The 23,223-nt window shown below is 71.5% G+C and carries 19 protein-coding genes; 11 read left to right on the forward strand and 8 right to left on the reverse strand.

Annotated features, from left to right (window positions below; genetic code table 11):
• Positions 1–207: 207 nt before the first annotated feature.
• Positions 208–6,534, forward strand: a complete 6,327-nt coding sequence (locus AB0898_RS06920; protein WP_366801768.1) for an RHS repeat-associated core domain-containing protein — start codon at positions 208–210, stop codon at positions 6,532–6,534.
• 124 nt (positions 6,535–6,658) lie between these two features.
• Entirely contained in the window at positions 6,659–7,153 is a 495-nt protein-coding gene (locus AB0898_RS06925; RefSeq protein WP_366801769.1) for a hypothetical protein, read from the forward strand.
• A 94-nt stretch (positions 7,154–7,247) separates the two neighbouring features.
• Here AB0898_RS06925 and AB0898_RS06930 read toward each other — a convergent pair whose 3' ends face one another.
• Entirely contained in the window at positions 7,248–7,655 is a 408-nt protein-coding gene (locus AB0898_RS06930; RefSeq protein WP_366801770.1) for a hypothetical protein, read from the reverse strand.
• Between the two features lie 467 nt (positions 7,656–8,122).
• Between AB0898_RS06930 and AB0898_RS06935 the strand changes: the two genes are divergently transcribed.
• Complete coding sequence (locus tag AB0898_RS06935; RefSeq protein WP_366801771.1) at positions 8,123–8,437, forward strand: chaplin; 315 nt, start codon at positions 8,123–8,125, stop codon at positions 8,435–8,437.
• Between the two features lie 76 nt (positions 8,438–8,513).
• On the opposite strand, the gene AB0898_RS06940 is transcribed toward AB0898_RS06935, so the two are convergent.
• The 6 genes from AB0898_RS06940 to AB0898_RS06965 all read right to left on the reverse strand — a co-directional run bounded on the left by AB0898_RS06940 (position 8,514) and on the right by AB0898_RS06965 (position 11,881).
• The gene (locus tag AB0898_RS06940) at positions 8,514–9,380 is read right to left on the reverse strand and encodes a tyrosinase family protein (RefSeq protein WP_366801772.1); all 867 of its coding nucleotides are present in this window, start codon (positions 9,378–9,380) and stop codon (positions 8,514–8,516) included.
• Positions 9,364–9,885, reverse strand: coding sequence for a tyrosinase family oxidase copper chaperone (locus AB0898_RS06945; protein ID WP_366801773.1), 522 nt, complete (start codon positions 9,883–9,885; stop codon positions 9,364–9,366). Before AB0898_RS06945 ends, AB0898_RS06940 begins: the two co-directional genes overlap by 17 nt.
• A 98-nt stretch (positions 9,886–9,983) precedes the next feature.
• Positions 9,984–10,568 (reverse strand): vitamin K epoxide reductase family protein, encoded by a 585-nt coding sequence (locus AB0898_RS06950; RefSeq protein WP_366801774.1) that lies wholly within the window; start codon positions 10,566–10,568, stop codon positions 9,984–9,986.
• Positions 10,568–11,068 (reverse strand): DUF5949 family protein, encoded by a 501-nt coding sequence (locus AB0898_RS06955; RefSeq protein ID WP_366801775.1) that lies wholly within the window; start codon positions 11,066–11,068, stop codon positions 10,568–10,570. The genes AB0898_RS06950 and AB0898_RS06955 overlap by 1 nt, the downstream gene beginning before the upstream one ends.
• A gap of 192 nt (positions 11,069–11,260) precedes the next feature.
• Entirely contained in the window at positions 11,261–11,548 is a 288-nt protein-coding gene (locus AB0898_RS06960; RefSeq protein ID WP_366801776.1) for a hypothetical protein, read from the reverse strand.
• 93 nt (positions 11,549–11,641) lie between these two features.
• Positions 11,642–11,881 carry a chaplin gene (locus tag AB0898_RS06965; RefSeq protein WP_018545032.1) on the reverse strand — a complete coding sequence of 80 codons (240 nt, stop codon included), beginning with the start codon at positions 11,879–11,881 and terminating at the stop codon, positions 11,642–11,644.
• A 580-nt stretch (positions 11,882–12,461) separates the two neighbouring features.
• On the opposite strand from AB0898_RS06965, the gene AB0898_RS06970 reads away from it, so the two are divergent.
• From AB0898_RS06970 to AB0898_RS07005, 8 genes are read left to right on the forward strand one after another with little or no spacing between them, the layout of a single operon-like run.
• Positions 12,462–13,637, forward strand: coding sequence for a glycosyltransferase (locus AB0898_RS06970; protein ID WP_366801777.1), 1,176 nt, complete (start codon positions 12,462–12,464; stop codon positions 13,635–13,637).
• Positions 13,634–15,037, forward strand: a complete 1,404-nt coding sequence (locus tag AB0898_RS06975) for an exopolysaccharide biosynthesis polyprenyl glycosylphosphotransferase (protein ID WP_366801778.1) — start codon at positions 13,634–13,636, stop codon at positions 15,035–15,037. The genes AB0898_RS06970 and AB0898_RS06975 overlap by 4 nt, the downstream gene beginning before the upstream one ends.
• A gap of 2 nt (positions 15,038–15,039) precedes the next feature.
• The gene (locus AB0898_RS06980) at positions 15,040–16,398 is read left to right on the forward strand and encodes an O-antigen ligase family protein (protein WP_366801779.1); all 1,359 of its coding nucleotides are present in this window, start codon (positions 15,040–15,042) and stop codon (positions 16,396–16,398) included.
• Positions 16,395–18,161 (forward strand): lipid II flippase MurJ, encoded by a 1,767-nt coding sequence (locus AB0898_RS06985; protein WP_366801780.1) that lies wholly within the window; start codon positions 16,395–16,397, stop codon positions 18,159–18,161. Before AB0898_RS06980 ends, AB0898_RS06985 begins: the two co-directional genes overlap by 4 nt.
• The gene (locus AB0898_RS06990; protein WP_366801781.1) at positions 18,145–18,918 is read left to right on the forward strand and encodes a polysaccharide deacetylase family protein; all 774 of its coding nucleotides are present in this window, start codon (positions 18,145–18,147) and stop codon (positions 18,916–18,918) included. Before AB0898_RS06985 ends, AB0898_RS06990 begins: the two co-directional genes overlap by 17 nt.
• A complete protein-coding gene (locus AB0898_RS06995; RefSeq protein ID WP_366801782.1) occupies positions 18,915–20,063 on the forward strand; it encodes a glycosyltransferase in 1,149 nt (382 codons plus the stop codon). The genes AB0898_RS06990 and AB0898_RS06995 overlap by 4 nt, the downstream gene beginning before the upstream one ends.
• Positions 20,060–20,695, forward strand: coding sequence for a lipopolysaccharide biosynthesis protein (locus AB0898_RS07000; RefSeq protein WP_366801783.1), 636 nt, complete (start codon positions 20,060–20,062; stop codon positions 20,693–20,695). The genes AB0898_RS06995 and AB0898_RS07000 overlap by 4 nt, the downstream gene beginning before the upstream one ends.
• The gene (locus AB0898_RS07005; protein ID WP_366801784.1) at positions 20,692–21,825 is read left to right on the forward strand and encodes a GNAT family N-acetyltransferase; all 1,134 of its coding nucleotides are present in this window, start codon (positions 20,692–20,694) and stop codon (positions 21,823–21,825) included. The genes AB0898_RS07000 and AB0898_RS07005 overlap by 4 nt, the downstream gene beginning before the upstream one ends.
• Here AB0898_RS07005 and AB0898_RS07010 read toward each other — a convergent pair.
• Positions 21,822–23,060, reverse strand: a complete 1,239-nt coding sequence (locus AB0898_RS07010; RefSeq protein ID WP_366801785.1) for a glycosyl hydrolase — start codon at positions 23,058–23,060, stop codon at positions 21,822–21,824. The two genes, AB0898_RS07005 and AB0898_RS07010, sit on opposite strands and share 4 nt — an antisense overlap.
• Positions 23,061–23,223: the final 163 nt, after the last annotated feature.

Raw genomic sequence — 23,223 nt, forward strand, 5'->3', positions numbered from 1 at the left:
AATGTCTTCGATTCGCAGTTGAGGAGTCTCGTGAGACGTCTGAGTTCACGAACTTTTGCTGCCTTGGCCAGCAAAAGTTTGCTGGCAGGGCTGATATCGGCGGTGGCGTTCACCCCATCCGTGGCAGCAGCGGTGCCACTTCATCACGAACCAAATGTACCGGCACGGAAGTTGGACGTCCCTGCACTGCCGACGGCGGAGCACGGCATGTCCAAGGCTCCCGGCGTATCTTGGCCGAAGGCCGGGCGTAAGACGGTGAATCTGGCCGGGGCCGGAGCGAACGCGAACAAAGTGTCCGTGGTGTCGGTTCACCGGATCAAAACACAAAGTGACACTAAGAAAGCTGCCAAAGGTAAGAAGTCGGCAGTCGGTAAGCGTGGAATCAGCCCGTCGAAAGTGGACTTGCAGATCCTGGACCATCGCAAGGCCGAGGCGGCTGGTGGTCTCGGGCTCGCCGTGCGGGTACTGCGACGGGATGGCGGCACGTCACAGGGTCCGGCGGACATCTCGATCGACTACTCGGGTTTCGCCAAGGCGTACGGTGGTGACTTCGCCGGGCGACTGCGATTGCTGAAGCTGCCCGCCTGCGCGGCCACGACTCCCAAAGCGAAGCGGTGCCGCAAGGGCGAGTACGTCGACGCGGTCAATGACACCAAGGCCGGGAAGCTGACGGCGACGGTGGAGGCCGCTGCGGCTCCGAAGGGGGACGCTGCCCCGGGTCTGTCCACAATGTCGTACGCGACCAGCACGCCGGCAGCGACTGCAACGTCGGGCGGCGCGGTCTACACGCTGGCGGCCGGCTCGTCGTCGGACGCGGGTGACTACCGGGCGAGCACCCTGTCGCCGACCGGCAAGTGGGACGTCTCCACCGGCTCCGGCGCCTTCACCTATTCGGTGCCGCTCCAGGTGCCGGCTCCCCCGGTGGGGGATGCCCCGGATGTCTCCTTCAACTACAACTCGCAGTCGATCGACGGACGTACGTCGGCGTCGAACAACCAGGCCTCTGTTGTGGGCATGGGCTGGGAGATGAACGCGGGCGGGTTCATCGAGCGGAAGTACAGGAACTGCGCGGATGATGGTCTGCCGACCATCGGTGACCTGTGCTGGGCTTCACCCAGTCCCTCGGGGGAGCCGTCTGGTGCGGTGTACACCATCGACCTCGACGGCGTCAGCAGCGAGCTGATCCAGGACAACAACGGCAGCGGCTCGTACCACCTGAAGGACGATCCGGGCTGGCGGGTCCAGAGGCTGACGCACGACTCCAGTGACTGGTCGCAGGACTACTGGGTCATCTCCCAGCAGGACGGCACGCGTTACTACTTCGGCTGGGGCAAGTCCCAGCGCACGGGTGCTGCCACGAACTCGGCCCTGCGGGTGCCGGTGGTCGGCAACGACACGGGCGAGCCGTGCCACGACCAGTTCCCCCAGCCGTGCCAGCAGACCTGGCGCTGGCAGCTGGACCGGGTCGTGACGGCCAACGAGGTCGAATCTGCCTACTTCTACGACACGGAGACCAACTACTACCGGTCGGTGGCCGCGGCGGACAAGGCGCGCAAGTACGACGCGGCGAGCTATCTGACGCGGATCGAGTACGGCTGGTCCTCGCAGATCAGCGGTGCGCAGCTGCCAGCGAAGGTGGAGTTCAGCTACTACAATCGGTGTGTGGAGCGAATGGCGGAGAAGGATCCGCTGGACAACACCGCTCCAGACTGCCCGACGATCGGCTCCAGCCCGTCCTCGTATCCGGACGTTCCGGTCGACCTCATGTGTGACGGTTCGTCGGATGATTCTGCCTGTGCTGGCAAGACGTACTATCCGACGTTCTTTGAGCGCAAGATGCTGTGGGACGTCAAGACATACGTGCGGGACAATGACGCCGCGTCGTGGGATCTGGTGATGCAGTACCAGCTGCGGCACGCACTGATGAACCCGTCCGGCTCGGTCGACGGCCAGTTGTGGCTGGACTACATCCAGCGGCGTGGGTATTCGGGTGACGACATCACGCTGCCGACGCTGAATTTCAACGGTGAGTGGCAGGACAACCTGGTCGGCGACGCGGAGCTCAACTTCCGTCGCGTCAATCAGGTCACCACCGACACGGGATCAACCGTTTTGGTGACGTACGGTCATGCCACGGACGAAGGCGGCACGATATCCCGCGAGTGCGACGCCTCGAACCTGCCCACAGAGTCGGACAACCACTACGAGTGCTTCTGGCAGAAGTGGACGCCCGAAGGTGCGACGAACGCGAAGACGGGCTGGTTCAAGAAGTTCGTCGTGACCAAGGTCGAGGTCGATCCCGGTGACCTCGCCGACGGCGATCCGGCGATGACGACGACGTACGAGTACGACGGCGCGCCGGGCTGGCGTTTCACCGCCGACCCGCTGGTGAAGGACTCCGACGAATCCTGGTCGGAGTGGCGTGGCTATGGAAAGGTGCTGGTCACAACCGGTGCCGGGTCGAACAAGCACTCCACCTACAGCTGGCTCTACCGTGGTCTGGACGGTGACCGGACTTCGAAGACGGACTCGTCCAAGACGCGTTCGGTGAGCGTCACCGATTCCGAGAACAAGACCTGGACGGACTCGCCGTGGCTGGCGGGACAAACGCTGGAGACCTCCGCGCGCGACGACAGCGACACCTCGCAGCAGCGCGTGTGGCACGAGTACTGGGTGCACGACACCGCCCAGTACACCGGTCTCCCCGACGCCCGGTTCGTCCGCGAGGACGAGACCCGCACCTACGACAAGGTCCACACCTCCACCGCCGACCTGGCGACGTGGCGTGAGCACGTGGTGCAGAACGAGTACGACGACACCGAGGCGGCCTCCACCACCTTCGGTCTGCCCATGCGGACCGACGACGGCGGCGAAACCGGCATCTCCGACAACCAGTGCACCGAGTTCGGCCGCGCCTACAACACCGACACCCTGGACTCCACCGGAACCCAGCGGTGGATGGTCTACCAGGACGACATGCGGCACTACTCCGTCGGCTGCAGCACCCAGGCGCAGGACCAGGCCAACGGCCAGGACACCCTGCACCAGGACCGGCGCACCGTCACCTTCTACGACGGCGCAACGTCCTTCACCGACAACAACACGGCCCTGACCGACGGTAACGCCACCGAAGTCCGCACCTACACCGACGCCGGCAACTACCGCAACGTCAGGTCTTCCTACGACAATGCCGGGCGCGTGCTGAAGTCGTGGGACGGCAAGGGCAACCTGACCACCACCGCCTACAACCCGGCCACTTCCTGGCCCATCGACGGCATCACCACCACCACACCCGACCCGGACGGCACCGGACCGGGAACGGCCATGACGTCCACCACCTACACATCGCGGTACTTCGGACAGCCTTGGAAGACCGTCGACGCCAACGGCAACACCACACGGATCGTCTACGACGCGGCCGGACGCCTCTCGCAGGTGTTCCAGCCGACCGAGTCCGCGAACTACCCTGACGGCAATCCGTCCATGAAGTTCGCCTACAGCATCCCTGTCGCCGACACCTCGAGCGGCACGCCCGACGTCGCCACCGGCGGGCCGCTGAAGACCACGTCACAGGTACTGCAGTCCGGTTCGACCTATGACCTCGCCGTGTCGTACACCGACGGCCTCGGTCGCACACGCGAGACACAGGTGCCCGCGCCGTCCGGCACCGGACGCACGGTGACAACCACCCGTTACGACTCTTCCGGCAATGTCGCCGGAACTTCCTCCCCGTTCTACAACTCCGGCACCACTGGTTCGGGGTTGGTGAACCCGGCTGTTTCCGCCATCCCGTCCTACAACGATTTGCAAGTCGACTGGGCCGGACGCACCACGCTCTCCCAAATACAGGTCAACGGCGTCGCCCAGACATCGGGCAAGACGGCGACCATCTATACCGGCGCCGACAAGAAGACCGTCGTGCCGCCCAAGGGAGGCGCGAGTGATTCCTACTCAGACGTCTACGACCAGACCGTGCAGGTGGTTGAACACAACGGTGCTTCGGCCTACTCCACTACCTACGAGTACACGCGTAGCGGACAACTGAAGTACATCCACGACGCGCTCAACAACACGACTCACTACACCTACAACTGGGCAGGCGAACGTCTCACCGAGCAGGACCCGGACACCGGGAGTTCGTCCTCGACCTACGACTCCAACGGCAACCTGTCCACGGCTACAGACGGTGCCAACACACAGCTGACTTACGAGTACGACGCCCTCAACCGCCCGACGAGAACCGAGCAGGGCACCACCGTCCTGACCGACGTCTCCTACGACACTGCCACCAACGGCCTCGGGCTGCCCGCGGCATCGACCAGCTACTCCGGCGGCAAAGCCTACGTTTCGCGTGTGAACGGCTACGACGCTCGCGGACGTGCAACATCCACGTCACTGATCGTCCCCGCTGACGGAACCGGCCTCGACGGCACGTACACCATCGGCTACACCTACGACACCGCCGATCACATCACCGCACTCGACTACCCCGCTATCGGCGGCCTGCCAGCCGAGAAGGTGACAACCTCATACACTGCCCAGGGCAGGATCAATAAGGTCACCAGTGGCCTCGGCACCTACCTGGCCGGCACGGGGTACGACAATTACGGTCGTCTGGCCAACCGTTCAATCGGCACCGTGGGCACCAGCGCTTCGGTCACCCGGGCCTACACGTATGACGACGCCAACGGAACCGGCTGGCTCAAGAACATCACGACCAATGCTTCCACCAACGGTGTGACAACCAAGGCTCAAGACGACACGTTTACTCGGAACGACGCGGGGCAGATCACGGCAGCTCGCGACAATACGGTCAGCCAACAGGAGTGTTTCAACTATGACGATCTGAGCCGCCTGACGGCGGCGTGGACGACTAAGGCGACAGCCTGCACCACGACGCCGAAGTCAGACTTCGCCGCGCCCGACCCGTACCAGAAGTCGTACACATACGATCAGCTGGGCAACATACAGTCCGTCACCGACACCACTTCCAGTGGTTCCGCGACCAAGGACTACCACTACCCCGGCTACAGCGCGGACGAGTCCACCTACACCGCGGGCCAGCCGCGACCTCATGCCATGACAGCTGCCGGCAGCGACACGTTCGCCTACAACGGTGCCGGGCAAATGACGAGCCGCACCGTCTCCGGGGTGACGTCCACGCTCCAATGGACACCTCAGCACCGTGTCGCGAGCATCACCCAGAAGAAGACGGGAGGTGACCAGACCAGCACGTACGTCTATGACAGCGCAGGGAACATCCTCCTGCGCACCTCGCCGACGGAGAACGTGCTCTACCTTGATGGGCATGAGCTCCACAAGGCCGTCGGTGGCAGCGTCAAAGCCACCCGCTTCTACTCTGCAGCCGACACGGCGCTCGCGATGCGAGAAGCGGATGGAACCACCAACGGTAAGCTGACCTGGCTTCTCAGCGACACCCAGGCGTCCACCTCCCTGCTGATCACCATGGGCGGAGTCATCACCCGCCGCCGGTACACACCATTCGGCCAGAGCCGCGCCACCGGCGGCGACCTGCCAGCAGGATTGGACCGAGGTTTCCTGGGCGATAGTGAGGACGATTCCACCGGCCTCTCCGTCCTCGGAGCGCGGATGTACGACGCGAGTCTGGGAAGATTCATCAGCCCCGACGCGATTACGACGCCGTACCTCCCACAGAATCTCAACGCCTACTCGTACGCGATCAACAACCCCGTGGCGTTCACCGATCCATCGGGCCTTTGCTTCGCCGATGTCTGCGGTGTTGGCACTCCGAAGGGAAACATCACTGGCAAACACCGTGAAATCATCACGGACGGCCCGATCGATCCCAGCACACCGAGCGCCGGAAGCTGTCACAACGGCTCATGCACCCACGGTTCCGGGGCCTACACCAAGACCGACAGCAGCAGTCTGCACATCAAGGGGCTCGGAAAGGTCGACAAGCCGACGTACAACTGGCTGACCGACTCCGACACCGGGCTCGGCTACAAGAAGTCCTACGGCAGCTGGAACCAGTTCTTGGCCAATGACATCGACCCGGAGAAGCTCGAAACGGCGCGGGAATTCAAGGACTGCCTGAGCCAGAGCAGCTCGCCATCGAAGTGCATCCCCGATGCACCTTGGGCAGTGACGAAATTCATCCACGACCACCGCAATGCCATCGAGATCGCTGGCGACATCGGTGAAAATACGAACGCGGCTGCGTCAGCTGGTGCGACCCTCTGCGTAGCAGCCACAATCGGCGAATGCGCTGCCGGCCCGGCAGAGCTCATGGAAGCAGTAGCGAAGATCGGTTCAATGGTGGGCCTTGCGTCGGCAGCACTACAGGCTTACGACTCCTGCAACCCCACCTACGGAAGCGGCCTGAGCTGCATTCACGACGGGGTTGGCCTCTGGGGGGCGTCAGCGGCAATCGTCGCGCCCTACATAGCACCCAAGCTGGGCGAGCAAATATCCAACACCATTCAGGAACACTACACATCAGGCCGACGAACCCTGATAGGCATCCTGACAAAGCCGCTTTTCAAGCCGTAGGCAGGCCATAGCGAACAGAATTCCCGCCCGCCCCGAGGTCGGGGCGGGCGGGAATTCTGTCACCCAGACACAAACAGAAGAGACGGAGACGGCTTAAATGAAGAAAATAAGAAGGACCAGAAAGGTGGTGCTGGCCGGCATTGCCCAGGCGGCGGTGCTCGCACTTCAAGCCACGCTCCAGTCCGACCCGGGCGGAACGTGGACATGGGGGGGACGCCTGGCCGCCCTGGCACCCGCTCCATTTGTTCTTTACATGATATGGCGAATAAACATCAACCCTTATGTCTCATTTGAAAAAAACTACTTCCGCATCAATAATATATATACCCTATATTTGATCCCGTATCACACAATCACCGTACTGGAGGGCCGGACGGCACTCACGCTGGGCGTGTCCGGGCAACGCCGCATACCGGTCGTGGCATTTAGTGCCGCACTAATGGGAAAGCGTCAGAGAGACGCTGTCGCAGAAGAGCTTACGAAACACAGAGATGCATCCGTCGAGGACGATGGTATAGCCCTCCAAAAACACACCACACTTGGACTTCCCGAGGCCATGGGACCTTTCCTGTCATTGGCTCTGTTCCTGGCCGCTTTCTTGACATCACTCGCACAGTAACGCACACACTCAGCGACGATCTGTCGACGCGAGCATCATTCGCCCCGGACACGACGACCATATCGCCAGAAATAGCGGTCTATTTTCTAGGCGCTTATCCGCGGGTGCGAGTCCTGCCGGGGTGCCGCATCGAGCCGATCACCGCAGAGACCACTGTCGTCGCGGCCACACTCCCCACCAGCACCAGCAGCACCCCGACCCCGAAGAGCCCGCTGGCGTCGTCCGACCAGTCGTAGAACGCGGCGATGGCCAGGCCGAGCGGGACGCCGACGATCGCGGCGCGGGAGCGCCGGCGGGACGCCGCCCAGCACACCGGCACCAGCAGGGTCAGGACCAGGCCGACGACCTGCCAGGGTTCGTACGGGCCGCTGACCGAGCCGTCCGGGTGCGCGTCGTAGTGCTGGTCCCAGCCGAGCCAGGCGGCCCAGAGGGCGATCGAGAGCGCGGCCAGGGCGAGGGTCGTCAGCGGCTCGGGGACGAGGGACTTCCATGATCTGCTCATGACCCCAGCGTTTCCGTTCGGAGCGGTGTCGAACAGAGTGCGGGTACTCAGGGGCGTACGAGTACGTGAGCGGTGCCGCGTCCCCCGCTCGGCACACATGATCCGGGCTCCAGGGACGGGGGGCGTCGTCGTGTCGCGGGAGCACGTCCAGGGCGACGACGCCCTCGGGGACGATCCGCACGGGGCCCGGCCGGGGCTGCTCGGGCTCGGGTCTTCGACGTCGAGCCGCCGCCCGCCGGCGAGGCGTACCTCGCGGGCTCGCCCGTACGCCGGCTTCCCTGAGCCGGGGACCGGAACAGGCGCCCACAAGCACCCCCTTGACCCGTTTCGCCGCAAAAGGGGGATCTCTTCCGGGCCGCCCGTGACCACCCCCGGCCGGGGCCGTTGAACGGGAAGTGCGGCGGCTGGGCCAGACCCGCCGGCCGCACTCCCCCGAGCAACAACCCGAGCAACAAAAGGAGAACGTGATGTCTCGCATCGCGAAGGCAGCCGTCGTCGCCCTCGGCACCGGTGCCGTGCTGGTCGGCGGGGCCGGCCTGGCGCTGGCCGACGCGGGGGCCCAGGGTGCCGCGGTCGGTTCGCCGGGCGTGCTGTCCGGCAACGTGATCCAGGCCCCGATCAACATCCCCGTCAACCTGTGCGGGAACAGCGTCAACGTGGTCGGCCTGCTGAACCCGGCGTTCGGCAACACCTGCGCCAACGTCGGCGAGCAGACCCCGCCCACCACCCCGGTCGCCCCCGAGGCCCCCGAGGGCTACGGCGACTCCGGCTACGGCGGCTGAGTCACCCCCGCGCGTCACCACAGAGCCCCGGCACTCCGAGCGCCGGGGCTCTTCCCTGTGTTCCGCCCCCGCGGCCTCAGGCGTACCGGTAGATCCCGCTCACGTCCTCCAGCGAGTCCGGCGTGACGTTCCACGGCGGGAGTTTCTGGAAGCGGGCGACGATCCTGCCCTGCTGCTTGTCGCCCGCGCCGGGCGGGTTCGCGGGGAGGTAGCGGTGACTGGTGTGGGCGCGCTGCCAGCGGTACCACTGGTAGTCGATGAAGGCGTGGTGCAGCCAGAACACCGGGTCGTTGACGGAGGCGCCGCCGAGCATGTCGCCGCCGACCCAGCGGTGCACCCGGTTGTGGTTGCGCCAGGAGACGCTGCCGCTGCCGGTCCCCCAGCCCTCCAGTTTGTTGCGGAAGCCCCGGGTGGCGGTGGAGTCCCAGGGGGAGGCGTCGTAGACCGGGTCGTCCAGGGCCGACTGGAGTTCGCTCTTCGTCGGCAGCTGGATGGGGTTGGCGGCGCGGCCGAGGTCGCGGGTGAGGGCCTTGCCGTCGGTGACGTTCACCTTGAGGGTCCAGTGCCCGGCCCCGTAGGCGAACGGACCGGTCGTCACCTGCCGGTCGGAGCGCCGTCCGTTGCCGCCGAGCAGGTCCGCCGTCCAGGGCGCGGCGGTGGTGGCGCGGTCCCGGGTCCAGTCCCAGTACGGCAGGGTCACCGAGGAGTCGACGCGGCGCAGCGCGGTCTCCAGGTCGAGGAGGAACCTGCGGTGCCAGGGCAGGAAGGAGGGGCACATGTGGGCCGCGCGCAGGCCCTTCTCGCCGTCGGAGGTGTAGTAGTCGATGTGGGTGCGCACGAACTCGTCGTACTCGCCGCGCCGTTTCACCTCGAGGAGCGCGTTGACGAACCGGCGGCGCTCGGTCGCGGTGAGGGCCGTGACGTTCTTACGCGTGTACGCCATGCGTGCCCCCCGCCATCTCGTCCATCATCCCGCCCGGGCGGACCGTGCCGCCGCCCGCGTGCCGCATCCCGCCGGCCGGACCCGGCGCCAGATTCCGCACGTGCCGCCCGGGGCCCAGCTCGTCGACGGCCGCGCGGGTCGCCGCCAGGGGCGTGGGGTACGACGTGTAGTGGTCGACCATGCTCATCCAGGTGCCGTCCGCGCGCCGCATGAGGTGCAGCGGGCTGCCGTCCACGGTGATCTGCCAGTCGCCCTCGCCGCTGCGGCGGGTGAGGGTGGGGACGGCGTAGCCCTGGATGTGGCGGCCCCGGTAGGTCTCGTCGAAGGCGGTGTCGGAGGGGTCGCCCGGGGGCAGTGGCCGGGAGGCGGCGACCACCGGGGCCAGGGCGAGCGCGGCGGCGGAGGCCAGCAGCCCCCGGGCCAGCTCCCGCCGTGTCGTTCTCACCGCGCCCCCTCCGGCCGGCGTTCCCGCCCCCACCGCCGCACCATCGGCACCGACAGCCATGTCTCAACTCCTCGTCGCGGATCGGATGTCGGTACCGGTAACCGGCGCGGGCCGCGCGTAGTCACCGCCGCAGGGCCATCCGGGTAGGACGGCCCCGGTCAGCCGGTCCAGAAGTCCCACCAGCGGGTGAGGACGAGGACGCCGACGACACCGAGGTGGAGCAGCGTGACGAGCCAGGTGAAGTCGGTGAAGAAGGTCCGGACCGGGCCCGGCGCGGGCAGGAAGCCGTGCCGGACGGTGAGCGAGGTGACGTACCAGAAGAGGACGATCGTCGCCGCCCAGGCCAGACAGCACCACAGGCACAACGCGTCGACGCGGTACAGCGACTCGAACTGGAGCCAGGAGACGAACCCGACGCCGAACAGGCACCCGGCCCAGAACGTCAGCCAGTACCAGCCGGGGAAGCGGGCACCGGCCAGCAGACCGGTGCCCACGCAGACCACGGCGGCGTAGGCGACCAGGCCCAGCATCGGGTTGGGGAAGCCGAAGACGGACGCCTGGGCGCTCTTCATCACGCTGCCGCAGGAGACGACCGGGTTGAGGCTGCAGCCGGGGGTGAAGGACGGGTCCTTGAGCAGCTTGAACTCGTCCAGGGTGATGACCCAGGAGGCGAGCAGTCCGGCCGCCCCGGTGAGCACGAGCAGTACTCCGGGGGCCCGGCCGCCCGCCCGGGTCCGGGTCATCAGCCGCGCAGGGTGCGGGCCGGGAGCATGACGTGCGCGGCCGCGTGCAGGGTCTCGTCGGCTCCGGCGAAGGCGGCGAGCGCGGCCGGGGTGACGGGCATCCCGGGGCGGCCCTGGGGCCAGGCGCGGGTGGTGAAGACGAGGTAGGCGTAGCCGCGCTGGGCGACGGCGGCGAGCCACTCCGGGGGCGCGTCGGCCTGGGCGACGAGCTGCGGCATGTTGACGACGGCCTGGCCGGCCTCGACGAGCAGGGTGACGGGGAGGCTGGGCCGGGTGGAGCCGTCGGTCACCCCGTCGCCGACGGACAGGCCGTTGAGCGTGAGCAGCTGGTGGACCGCGGCGGCGGTGACGAGCGGGCCGCCGGGCGCGTCGCCGAGGGAGTAGGCCAGCAGGTACGGCATGTCGTAGCCGTCGGGGGCCTCGCCGCTCCAGGCCAGCAGGACCAGGGTGCCGAGGTCGGTGCCGCGGAAGGCGGGGGCGTCGCTTGAGGTTGAGGTCACCGCGCGACCTTATCGACGGAAAGAGCGGGGTCCGGGCGGCTTCTCACTCTTTGGGGGGATCTCTCCGGGGCGCTCCACACGAACGAGGGAAGCGGGTCCGCACCCGGTCGCCTCACACCCCCGGGGCACACCAGGGGCCGGTCGCCGCCCGTACGGGACCGGCCCCCTCGCCTCGCGCCCGGGGCGGGCGGGTCAGCCCTTGAGGGGCAGGCCGCCGAGCAGCTGGTCGGGCTGGTTGAGCGCGGCCGTGGCGCCGTTGACGGTGTTCAGGGCGGACGCCTTGTTCTCCGTGTCGAGGGCGTTCGACTGGTGCTGGAGCGGCATCACGTCGCGCACGGTCAGACCGCCCTTGGCGACCTGGTCGACGGCGCCGTTGAGGCTGGAGGGGGTCAGATCGCCGGTGTAGGCGAACGCGGGCGCGGCGGCGCCGGCGAGGGCGACGGAACCGGCGAGCACGGCGGCGGCCTTCAGGGACTTCATCTTGGTTCCTCTCTACGGCAACTCACTGAAACCGGCCGCCCGCCCGCGGTCGATGCGCGGGCGGACGGCCGGCCGAAGGGGTGCGCCGTGAGGTCAGTCGTTGACGCAGGTGTTGCCGAAGGCCGGGTTCAGCAGGCCGATGACGTCGATGGTGTTGCCGCAGACGTTGACCGGGATGTGGACCGGGACCTGGATGACGTTGCCCGACAGGACACCGGGGGAGCCGGCGGCGACGCCGCTCGCTCCGGCGTCGGCGGCAGCCACACCGGCACCGCCGGCGACGGCCGCGACGGCGGCGGAGGTCAGGACCAGGCCCTTGGCGATACGCGACATGGAGAAGTGCTCCTTGCAAATCGAGACAAAAGTCCGGGCGGGGTGCCCGACGCAGTGTCAACGCGTGGCATCCCCGGGGGTTGTGCCGCCAAAGGAGTGAAGTGCGTGCGGGGTGCTCTCGCCGATCCGGCAGAGTTGTCCTGATTCGCCTTATTGATGACTCGATCGCCGACTCGATTTCCGGCCCCGGAAGGGCCATGGGAGAAGGGCGGGCCGCGTGCGCCCTCCCCCGGGCGCGGTCGTGCGCCGGGCGCGGGCGCGACCCGCTTTCTCCCCCGAATGGCGTAGTGGAGCGCACGACCGGCACGACGGGGTCCGTACTGCCCCGGGTCGAGCGGTGGATACGGCTGTTGCCCGAGGGGCGCTGCCCGCACCCGTCGGGTCTCGATCACGCCCGGCCGCACGGCGGTGACCAGCGGGGCTTTCCTCTCGTTCCCCTCGGGGACGCGACGAGGACCGGTGGCTTCCGCTCCGCGAGGGGCGCCCGGCAGCGCGGCGCGCTCCCGTCCCCGACCCCTGGCGCCCCCCGCTGCGGCCGCAGCCCCGAGCGCCCCCCTTCCCCGAGCGAGGTAGTCCGCGAATGCATCAGCCAGCCCCCGACTCCCGGCCCCGCGTCCTGCACCTCGCGCAACCCGTCGACGGCGGTGTCGCCCGGGTCGTCCTGGACCTCGTACGGGCCCAGCTCGCCACGGGACTGCGGGTGTCCGTCGGCTGCCCGGACAGTGAACTCGCCACCGGAGCACGCGAGTTGGGGGCCGAGGTGTGGGAGTGGACGGCCGTGCGGTCGCCCGGTCCCGGGCTGCGGGGCGAGGTGCGGCGGCTTCGGCGTCTGATAGCGCAGGCGCGGCCCGGCCTGGTGCACGCGCACAGCGCGAAGGCCGGCCTGGCCGCCCGGCTCGCCCTGCGCGGCCGGATTCCGACCGTGTTCCAGCCGCACGCCTGGTCGTTCGAGGCGGCCGACGGGCTCACCGGTCTGCTGGCCCGGCGCTGGGAGCGGCTGGGGGCCCGCTGGGCCGACCGTGTGGTGTGCGTCAGCGAGGCGGAGCGCGAGCGGGGCCTGCGCGCCGGGGTGCGTGCCTCGTACGCCGTGATCCCCAACGGGGTGGACCCGGTGCGCTTCTGCCCCTCCCCGGCCGGGACCGCGCGCGCCGCGCTGTCGGCGGAGTCGGGGGTGGACCTCGGCACCGCGCCCCTCGTCGTCTGTGTCGGACGCCTGTGCCGTCAGAAGGGGCAGGACGTGCTGCTGCGCGCCTGGGAGCGGGTGCGGGCCGAGGTGCCCGGCGCCCGGCTGGCGCTGGTCGGCGACGGCCCCGACCGGGCGGCGCTGCGCGCGGCGGCGGGCCCGGGCGTGCTGTTCCCGGGCGCGGTGCGTGACGTACGGCCCTGGTACCGGGCCGCCGATCTGGTGGTGCTGCCCTCGCGCTGGGAGGGCATGGCGCTCGCCCCGCTGGAGGCGCTGGCCTGCGGGCGGCCCGTGGTGCTCGCCGACGTGGACGGCGCGCGGGAGAGCCTGCCGCCCGCGTCGGCCGGGCTCTGTCTGGTGCCGTCCGAGGACCCGGGCGCGCTGGCCGCCGCCGTCGCCGGGCTGCTGAGCGACGCGCCGCTGCGCGCGGAGTTCGGCGAGGCCGGGCGCCGCCACGTCCTGTCCACCCACGACGTGCGGCACACCGCCGGGCGGATCGCGGACCTCTACCGCGAACTCCTCGGCGCCCGGCCGCCCGTGCCCTGCGAGCACAGGGAGTCCCTTCTCTCGTGACCACGGAAAGCACCGCCCCCGCCCCGCGGGCCCGGGACCAGGTTCCGCTCGTACGGGCCCGTGCCGCGCGCGGCCTCCGGCTGCCGCTGCGGCGGCCGCCCGCCCGGGCCGCCTCGCCCCTGCCGCTGCTCGCCGCCGACCTCGCCGGGGCGCTGGCGGGCGCCGCCGCGCTGGACACGGCCACGCACCGCCCGCTGCTGGTCGCCGCGCTGCTGTGCGGCGCCCTGCTGCTGCGGCCCCGGCCGGCGCACCCGGTGTCCGGGGTGCCGGACGGACTGCCCGCCGTCTGCGGCCGGATCGCGGTCTGCTGGCTGGCGCTCGCCGCGCTCGTCGCGGCCCGTGAACCGGCCGACGCGCTGACCGTGCCCACCCTGCTGCTCGGCTGGGCGCTGCACTCGGCGGTGGCCTGCGCGGGCCGGGGCGTGGTGCGGGCCCGGCGCACGGCGGCCCGGCTGCGGCGGCCGGGGTCGGCCCTGGTGGTCGGCCCCGCTGCGACCGCCCAGCGGGTGGCGGCCGCGCTGCTCAGGCACCCGCGCTGCGGGGTGCTGCCGGTCGGTGTGGTCGCGGACCGGGCGGACGGCAGCGACGGCCTGCCGGTGCTGACCGGTGAGGAGCAGGTGGAGCGTGCCTTGCTCCAGAACGGGGTGCGTACCGTCCTCGTCGTCGGCCCGGCGACCCGCGCCGAACGGGCCCCGCTGCTGCGGGCGCTCGCCGAGTCGGGCTGCGCGGTGTGGGAGGTGGCGGCGGACGGACCGGCGTACGGCGTGCGCGAGCGGCTGGCCGGGTTCGCCGTACGGCGTCTCGACGCGGGCGCGCGGCGCCCTGACAGCCTGGCCAAGCGGCTGGTGGACGTGACGGTCTCGGGCGCGCTGCTCGTGCTGTGCGGTCCGCTGCTGCTGGTGTGCGCGGCGGTGCTGCGGCTGACCGAGGGGCCGGGCGTGGTGTTCCGGCAGGAGCGGATCGGCAAGGACGGGCGTCCCTTCACCCTGCTGAAGTTCCGCACCTACCGCCCGGCCGACGCGCGCGAGTCCGCGACGCGCTGGAGTGTGGCGGGCGAGCCGGAGATGAGCGCCTTCTGCCGTTTCCTGCGCCGGACCTCGCTGGACGAGCTGCTCCAGCTGTGGAACGTCTTCCGGGGCGACATGAGCCTGGTCGGACCGCGCCCCGAACGCCCCTTCTTCGTCGCGCGGTTCAGCCAGCTGTACCCCGGCTACGCGGCCCGGCACCGGATGCGGGCGGGGGTCACCGGGCTCGCGCAGGTCAGCGGGTTGCGCGGGGACACCTCGATCGAGGACCGGGCCCGCTTCGACAACGCGTACATCGACACCTGGTCGCTGTGGCAGGACGTCTGCATCCTGCTGCGCACGGCGGCGGTGCTCGTGCGTTCCACGGGGAGCTGACGATGAGCCCCGCCCTGTGGCTGTGGCGCCGTCCGGTGCTGCCCGTGCTCGCCGTGGTGGCGCTCCTGGCGCTTCCCCCGTCGGGCGACGGCGGCGCCGGACCGGCCGACGCGGCCTCCGCGCTGGTCGTCGGGTACTGCGTCCTGCGGCTGCTGCGCGAGCGGCGGCGCCCGCTGTCCCCTGCGGCCGCGGTGGTGCTCGGGCTGCCGGTGGCCGGGACGGCGCTGGCCGCGATGGGCGCGGTCTCCTCCGGCGCGGGGCTCGCGGGCCTCGGCCGCTACCTGCAGATCTTCGTCCTGGTCCCGGCGGCCGTGCTGCTCCTCGTCCGCGACCGGCGCGATGTCCGGCTGCTGGTCTGGGCGTTGATCGGGCTCGCGCTGTGGGAGGGGGCGGTCGGGGTGCGGCAGTACCTCACGGGGACCGGCGCGTCCTACCAGGGCGAGGACATCCGCGCGGTCGGCACCTTCGGGGCGCAGGACGTGATGGGGATGGCGACGGTGGTGTCGTTCGGACTGATCTGCGCGGTGGGGGTGGCGCTGGGCGGGGGGTCGGCCACTGCTTCGACTCCCGTTCGCGAGCGGGCGGTCGCCGGCTGCTGCGCCCTCGTTCTGTCGGTGCCGCTCGCGCTGTCCTTCAGCCGGGGTGCCTGGATCGCGACCGCCCTGACGCTGACCGTGCAGCTGCTGCTGTCCGGGCCGCGCCGGGCGCTGAAGGTGGGCGCGGTCGCGCTGGCGGCCGGGGTGGTGCTGGTGGGCGGCTTCGGGGTGGGTACGGCGATGCTCCAGGAGCGGCTGGACAGCATCACGCGGGTGGCGGACGCGCCGGACCAGTCGGTGACCGACCGGTACACCATGTGGGCGGCGGCGACCGGCATGTGGCGCGAACACCCGCTGACCGGCGTGGGGTTGAAGGGCTTCCCGGAGTACCGCGACGGACACGCCTCGCTGGCGCTGTCCTCCGGCAGCGACACGGCGGGCGCGGGCGCGGGCTTCCGCCGGCAGCCGCTGCTCTCCCCGCACAACATGTACCTCCTCGTCCTCGGCGAACAGGGCCTGACCGGCCTGCTCTGCCTCGCGGGCTCCTGGCTGGCGCTGCTGGTGCTCGGGGTGCGGAGGCTGCGGGCGACCCGGGCGCGCGGGGGCCGGGAGTACGGCGTCATCGGCTGCGGGCTGCTGGTCTGGCTGCTGGTGGACTTCGGGTACGCCGACATCGGGGGCCCCTCCACCGTGCTGACGGCGGTGGCGCTGGGGCTGGTGGCATGGTGGGCGCTGGCGGGCGGGGCGGAGCGGGGGCGCGCCGCTGGGAGCGGGGCGGGACTCGCGGGACGCGTTCCGGTGGCACGGGAGGCGGGGGTCCTGTGACCATCACGCCGCTGCCGGAGCCCGTACCGGAGACGTACCCGGCCCCTCCGGCCACGTCGGTGCCGGAGCCCACCGCCACTCCGGTGCCGGAGCCTCCCGCCACCCCGGTGCAGGAGCCCACCGCCACCCCGGCGCCGGCAGCCCCCGCCACCCCCGTGCCGGAACCCCCCGCCACCACCCCCCGTTTCCTCGCCCGTGCCGCCCTCCTCACCGCCTCCCTCTCGGCGGCGGGCGCCGTGCTCGGGCTTGTCCGGGACCAGTCGCTGGCGCGGCTGTTCGGGGCCGGGCGGGACACCGACGCGTTCCTGGTCGCCTGGACCGTGCCGGAGTTCGCGGCCACGCTGCTCATCGAGGACGGGCTGGCGTTCGCGCTGATCCCGGCGTTCAGCTTGGCGCTGGCCCGCCGGGCGCGCGGGGCGCCGGGCGATCCGGTGCGCGCGCTCGTCGCCGGTACGCTGCCCCGCCTCGCACTGGCCCTCACGGTGGTGGGCGCGCTGCTCGCCACGGCCGCGCCCGGACTGGTCGAGCTGCTGGCGCCCGGGCTGCCCGACCCCGCGCTCGCCGTGGACTGCACCCGGCTCACCGCGACCTGTGTGCTCAGCTTCGGTCTCGCCGGATACTGCAGCGCCGCCCTGCGCGCCCACCGCGGCTTCCTGGCCCCGGCGGCGATCTACGTCGCCTACAACACCGGCATCGTGACGGCGATGTTCGCGCTCGGGGGTGCCTGGGGCGTGCGCTCGGCCGCGTTCGGGGTGGCGCTGGGCGGAGTTCTGATGGTGCTGCTCCAACTGCCTTTCCTGGTACGGCGCTTACGTACTCGGGAGACCGAGCCGTCCCTGTCCGCCGAGCCCTGCCCGGCCCCTCCGGCCCAGCGCGTCGACCTTCAACTGATGGCCACTGTGCTGCTGTTCGCGCTGTGCCGTCAGTCGCAGGTGCTGATCGAGCGGTTCCTCGCCTCGGGGCTGCCGTCGGGGGCGATCTCGCATCTCAACTACGCCCAGAAGATCGCCCAGATTCCGATGACCATGTCGATGATGCTGTGCACGGTCACCTTCCCGGTGGTGGCGCGGGCGCTGGCCGAGGGCGACACCGAGCGGGCCCGGGTCCGGGTGGAGCGGGACCTCGCGGTCGCCGCCACGCTGGTGCTGCTCGGCACGGCGGCGGTGCTGGCGTGCGCCCCGCAGATCGTCCAACTGCTCTTCCAGCGCGGCGCGTTCACCGCCGGGGACACGGCGGCGACGGCGGGCGTGATGCGGGTGTACGCGGCCGGTCTGCTCGGCCAGACGCTGACCGGTGTCCTGGTCCGCTCCTACTTCTCGGCGGGCCGCGCGGCCTGGTATCCGGTCGGCGCCATCGCCGGCGGGGTCGCGGTCACCGCCTGGATCGGCGCGGCGGCGGTCGGCCGCTGGGGCGTGACCGGGATCGCCGCCGCCAACGCCAGCGGCATCACGCTCACCGCCGCCCTGCTGCTCGGCGGGATGCGCGCGCGGCGGCGTGGTGCGCGGCGCGGGGTGCCGGTCCGGGTCCGGCGGGTGCTGGCCGAGCTCAGCCGTCCGCTGCGCGGGGCCGCCGTGGCCGCGCCCGCCGGGGCGTTCGCCGCGAGCCTGCCCGGCGGCGCGCTCACCGGGCTCGCGGCGGGGTCCGTCACCGTCGCCGCCGTGTTCGCGCTGCTCGGCCTGCCCCCGGGCGCCCCGGGCCTCGCGCCCGCCCTCCGTTCCGTCCGCACCCACACCCGGAGGCTCGCCCATGCCGTCTTCCGTTGAGTCCGCGTCCCTGCCCCGCCACCGCTCCCCGGGCCGGGCCAGACCCGGCCCGGCGCCGTGGATCGCCATGTACCACTCGGTCGGCGACCGCTCCGACGACCCGTACCGCGTCACCGTCACACCCGCCCGGCTGGAGCGGCAGCTGCGGTGGCTGCGCAGACGGGGGCTGCGCGGGGTGAGCGTGGCCGAGCTGCTGGCCGCCCGGGCCCGGGGCGCCGGGCGCGGTCTGGTGGGCCTCACCTTCGACGACGGGTACGCCGACTTCCTCACCGGCGCCCTTCCGGTGCTGGCCCGTTGGGAGTGCACGGCCACCCTGTTCGTGCTGCCCGGCAGGCTCGGCGGCGACAACTCCTGGGACCGCCCCGGCCCGTGCAAACCGCTGCTCACCGCAGACGCCGTACGCGAGGCCCAACGCGCCGGGATGGAGATCGGCTCGCACGGCCTGACCCACCTCGACCTCACCCGCGCCGACGACCGCACCCTGGCCGCGGAGATCACCCAAAGCCGCGCGCTCCTCGCCGAGTTGACCGGCAGCCCGGCCGGCTTCTGCTACCCGTACGGCACCGTGGACCGCCGGGTGCGGGACGCGGTGCGCGCCGCCGGTTACGCGTACGCCTGCGCGATCGACCCGGGCCCGCTGACCGGACCGTACGCGCTCCCCCGGGTGCACATCGGGGAGCGCGACAGCGCCGCCCGGCTGTTCCTGAAGTACCGGCTGCACCGCCTGCGCCGCCGTCCCGTGCCGGGCCCGCGATGAGGGCGCTGCACATCATCACGGGGCTCGGCGTGGGCGGCGCGGAGCAGCAACTCCGGCTCATGCTGCGTCACTTGCCCGTCGAGTGCGACGTGGTGACGCTGACCAACCCCGGCCCGGTGGCCGCCGGGCTGCGTGCCGACGGGGTCCGGGTGACCGACCTCGCCATGGCCGGCAACCGCGACCTGGCCGCGCTCCCCCGGCTGGCCCGCCTGATCCGGCGCGGCCGCTACGACCTGGTGCACACCCACCTCTACCGGGCCTGCCTCTACGGCCGGCTGGCGGCCCGGCTGGCCGGGGTGCGCGCGATCGTGGCGACCGAACACTCCCTGGGCGAGACACAGATGGAAGGCCGTCCGCTCGATTCCGGTGTGCGCGCGCTGTATCTGGCCGGGGAGCGGCTCGGCCGGGCCACGGTCGCGGTGTCCCCGACTGTCGCCGACCGGCTGACCCGTTGGGGCGTCCCCGAGCCGCGTATCGCGGTCGTACCGAACGGCATCGACCTCGCCCGCTTCCGTTACGACCCGGCCGCACGGAAGCACGCCCGGGCCCAACTCGGCCTTCCGGAGGACGCGTTCGTCGTCGGCGGCATCGGCAGGCTGGCCCCGGGCAAGCGCTTCGACGTCCTTGTCCAGGCCCTCGCTCAACTCCCGCGCGACACACGGTTGTTGTTGGTCGGCGGCGGCCCCGAGGAGGGCGGACTGCGGCGCCGTGCCGAGGAGGCGGGGGTCGCCGAGCGGGTGGTGTTCGCCGGTGAACGGCCTTATCTGGCCCATGAGTCGGACGGCCTGGATCTGCCCGCGCTGACCTCCGCGATGGACGTGCTGGCCTCGCCGTCCCCCGAGGAGGCGTTCGGGCTGGCGGTCGTGGAGGCGCTGGCGGCCGGGCTGCCGGTGCGCCACTCCTCCTGCCCGGCCGTCGAGGACCTGCCGTCCGGGGCCGCCCCGGACGCCGTGCGCATCCCCTGCGACCCCGAGGCGTACGCCGCCGCGCTCGCCGGGGTCCGCGCCGCCGGACCCGGCCCGCGCACCGCGCCGGAGGCCGCCCGCCACTACTGCGTCACCCGCAGCGCCGCCCGGCTGATGGACGTCTACGCGGCGGCACTCGTCCCCTCGTCCCGCACCCCTCTGGGAGGCAGCCCCTCATGACCGAGAACCCACACCGGCGTCCCCGCTTCCCCCGCCTGCCGTCCTGGTCGCTGGTGGCGGCCGGGGTCGTCGCGGGCGGGCTGTCCGGCGGCGCGTACGGCCTGGTGAAGCCGCCCGCCTACACCGCGACCAGCTATGTCGTCGCCGTGCCCGCCGAGCGGTCCGACACCGGCTCGGCGCTCGGCTTCGCCCAGGCGTACGGCCGTATCGCCACCCAGCCCGCCGTGCTCGCCGCCGCGCAGGCGAAGGCGGGGACGGACACCGGCACCCTGCGGGAGAGCGTGCGCACGGCCACCTCGCCGGACGCCCCCATGGTCGCCGTCTCCGCCACCTCCACCCGCCCGGCGCAAGCCGCCGCCATGGCCAACGCGGTCGCGGACGCGCTCACCGCGCAGGCGGGCGCGGCGGCGGCCGACACCCATGTGGAACTGCGCCGGTTCGCGCGCGCGGTCGCGCCCACCGAGCCGAGTTCGCCCTCGGCCGCCGTGACGGGGCTGGTCGGGGCGAGCGCGGGCGGACTGCTCGGCGGCCTCGCCCTGCTGGTCCGGCCGCGCCGCCGGCCCGAACCGGAACCCGGCCGCCCGGCCACACTGCCCGCCCCGGCCACCGCCGACGCCGCCGGCCTGCTGTGACGGCCACCTACGCGGCGCGCCCCGCCCGCACCGTCCGTCCCGCGCTCACCACCGAACTGGTCACCGACCCCGGCGCCTTCGCCGCGCTCGCCCCGGCCTGGACCCGGCTCCACCGCCGGTGCGCCACCGCCACCCCGTTCCAGAGCCACGCCTGGCTGCACTCCTGGTGGCGCTCCTACGGCCGCCCCGGACGGCTGCGGCTGCTCCTCGTGCGCTCGGGCCCCGACCTGGTCGCCGCCGCCCCGCTGACCCTGGTCCGCAGCCCGCTCACCGCGCTGGTCCCGCTCGGCGGCGCGATCAGCGACTACGGCGACCTCCTCCTCGACGACGCCGACGACGGCCGCGCCGCCGACGCCCTCACCCGCGAACTCTCCCTCGCCGCCCGCACCGCGCTGATCGACCTGCGCGAGGTACGGCCCGGCGGCGCCGCCGAGCGGATCTACGACCGCTGGCCCGGACCGCGCCGCCGGGTGCCCGACTCCCTGTGCCTGGAACTGCCCGCCGCCCCGATGGCCGACCTGATCGGCCGGCTGCCGTCGAAGAAGGCCCAGCGGGTGCGCGCCAAGCTCCGCAAACTGGCCGCGCTGGGCATCACCCGCCGGGTCGCCGGCCCCCACGACACCGACCGCGCGCTGCGCCGCCTCCTGGAGCTGCACCGGCTGCAGTGGGCCGGGCGCAAGGTGACGGCCGAGCATCTGCGGCCCCGCTTCGGCGCGCACCTGCTGCGCGCGGTGGGCGCGATGGCGCGCTCCGGGGACGCGGTGGTGACCGAGTTCCTGCTCGGCACGGAGGTGGTCGCCGTCGACGTCACCCTGCTCTCCCCCGGCCTCGCGGGCGGCTACCTCTACGGCGCCCACCCGAAACTGCGCGACCTGCGCGCGGACGTCGCGGTGATGCTCCTGGACGCCTGCGCCGCCCACGCCGGTACGGGCGCGCACCGCACCCTGAGCCTCATGCGCGGCGACGAGCCGTACAAGCACCACTGGCGCCCCGACCCCGTCCCCAGCGTCCGCCTCCTCCTGGCCCGCCGCCGCACCGCCCCGCTGCTGTCGGCCGCGCTGTACGACGTGGCGGCCCGGCGGCACGGCAAGGAGGTCCTGCACCGCTGGCAGGACCTCCGGCGCGGCTAGCGCATCCCCCGCCACCGGGTCGCCGGCAGACAGAACCCCTCCCCCAGCCACTCCTGGACCCAGCTGTCCGGCAGCAACGGCGCGCAGCCGTCCGGGAGTCCGGGGTCGGGGGACGGCGCCGGAGACCCGGTGGGAGACGGCGAGGGGCTCGGCGTCTCCGTGGGCGTGGGTGTCGGCGTGCCACTCGGCGTCGGGGTCGGCGTCGGCGCAGCACTCGGCGTCGGTGTCGGCGTGACGCCCGTCGTCGGCTCCCCCGCCCCGCCCGACAGCGCCGCCCGGTACACCGCCGCCGCCCTCGGGTTGGCCGAGCACTGCCAGACGCCGTGCGGGCAGTAGTCCGTGAGCGTGTTGTACACCGGCCGGTGCTCGTCGAACCAGGCGAGCATCCGCCGCATGTACGCGGCGTTGTCGCCGTTGCGGAAGAGCCCCCACTCCGGGTACGAGACGGGCTTGCCGTGGGCGCGGGCGAAGTCCACGTGCGCCTGGAGGCCGTACGGCTCGCTCACCTGCTCGTCGAAGGAGAGGCCGCTCGGCTGGTCGTAGGAGTCCATGCCGACGATGTCCACGGTGTCGTCACCGGGGTAGCACTCGGTCCACGGGACGGCGTCGCGGCCCCGGCTGGGTGCGAAGTCGAAGCGGAAGCGCTGGCCGGGGACCGACCGCATGGCGGTGACGATCCGGTTCCAGTACGCCTTCCACGCCCCGGGGTCGGGCCCGCAGCGGTGGGTGTAGGTGATGCCGTTCATCTCCCAGCCGAGCACGAGCACGGTGTCCGTGACCTTCGCCTCCACCAAGTGCTGGGCCAGGGTGCGGAAGTGCTGGTCGAAGTCGCCGTCCGCGCCCTGTCGCAGCAGCTGCCGTACCCGCGCGTCGGAAAGATGCTCCTCGTTGTGCTCCTGGAGCGGCACGTTGAGCACGAGCGTGCGGTCGGCCTCGGCGCGGCGCCAGTGGGCCCAGGGGGCCAGGAAGGCGGGGTCGCCCTCGATGTCGCTCCAGCGGCCGCCGGGCAGATAGGTGTGGGCGACCTTCAGCTCGGTCCCGCCGAGCCAGCGGCTCAGCTCGGCGATGCGGGCGACACCGAGCGGACCGGAGTCGAGGAAGGCCCCGAAGGCGGGCGCCCGCGCGCTCACCGGGGCCTTTCCCGTCGCGAACCCGGAACCGGTCAGCAGCGCCGCCGAGGCGGTGACCGCGGCCACGGCCGCCGTCAGCCGGACACGTCGTCGCGGTGCGTCCATGACCGCCCCTCTCGTCTCTGCGCTCGCCGTACCTGACACCCAGTCACAGGAAGCGGGTCCGCGCCAGCGCGGCGGGGCTTTCAGGTGGCCGTCCCCCGCCACCCGGGTGAACGGCGCCGGTCACACAAAGGGGCCGGCAGGCTGGCCGGAACCTGCCGGGACG

This window comes from Streptomyces sp. NPDC005435 (assembly GCF_040703155.1).
Lineage (GTDB): Bacteria > Actinomycetota > Actinomycetes > Streptomycetales > Streptomycetaceae > Streptomyces.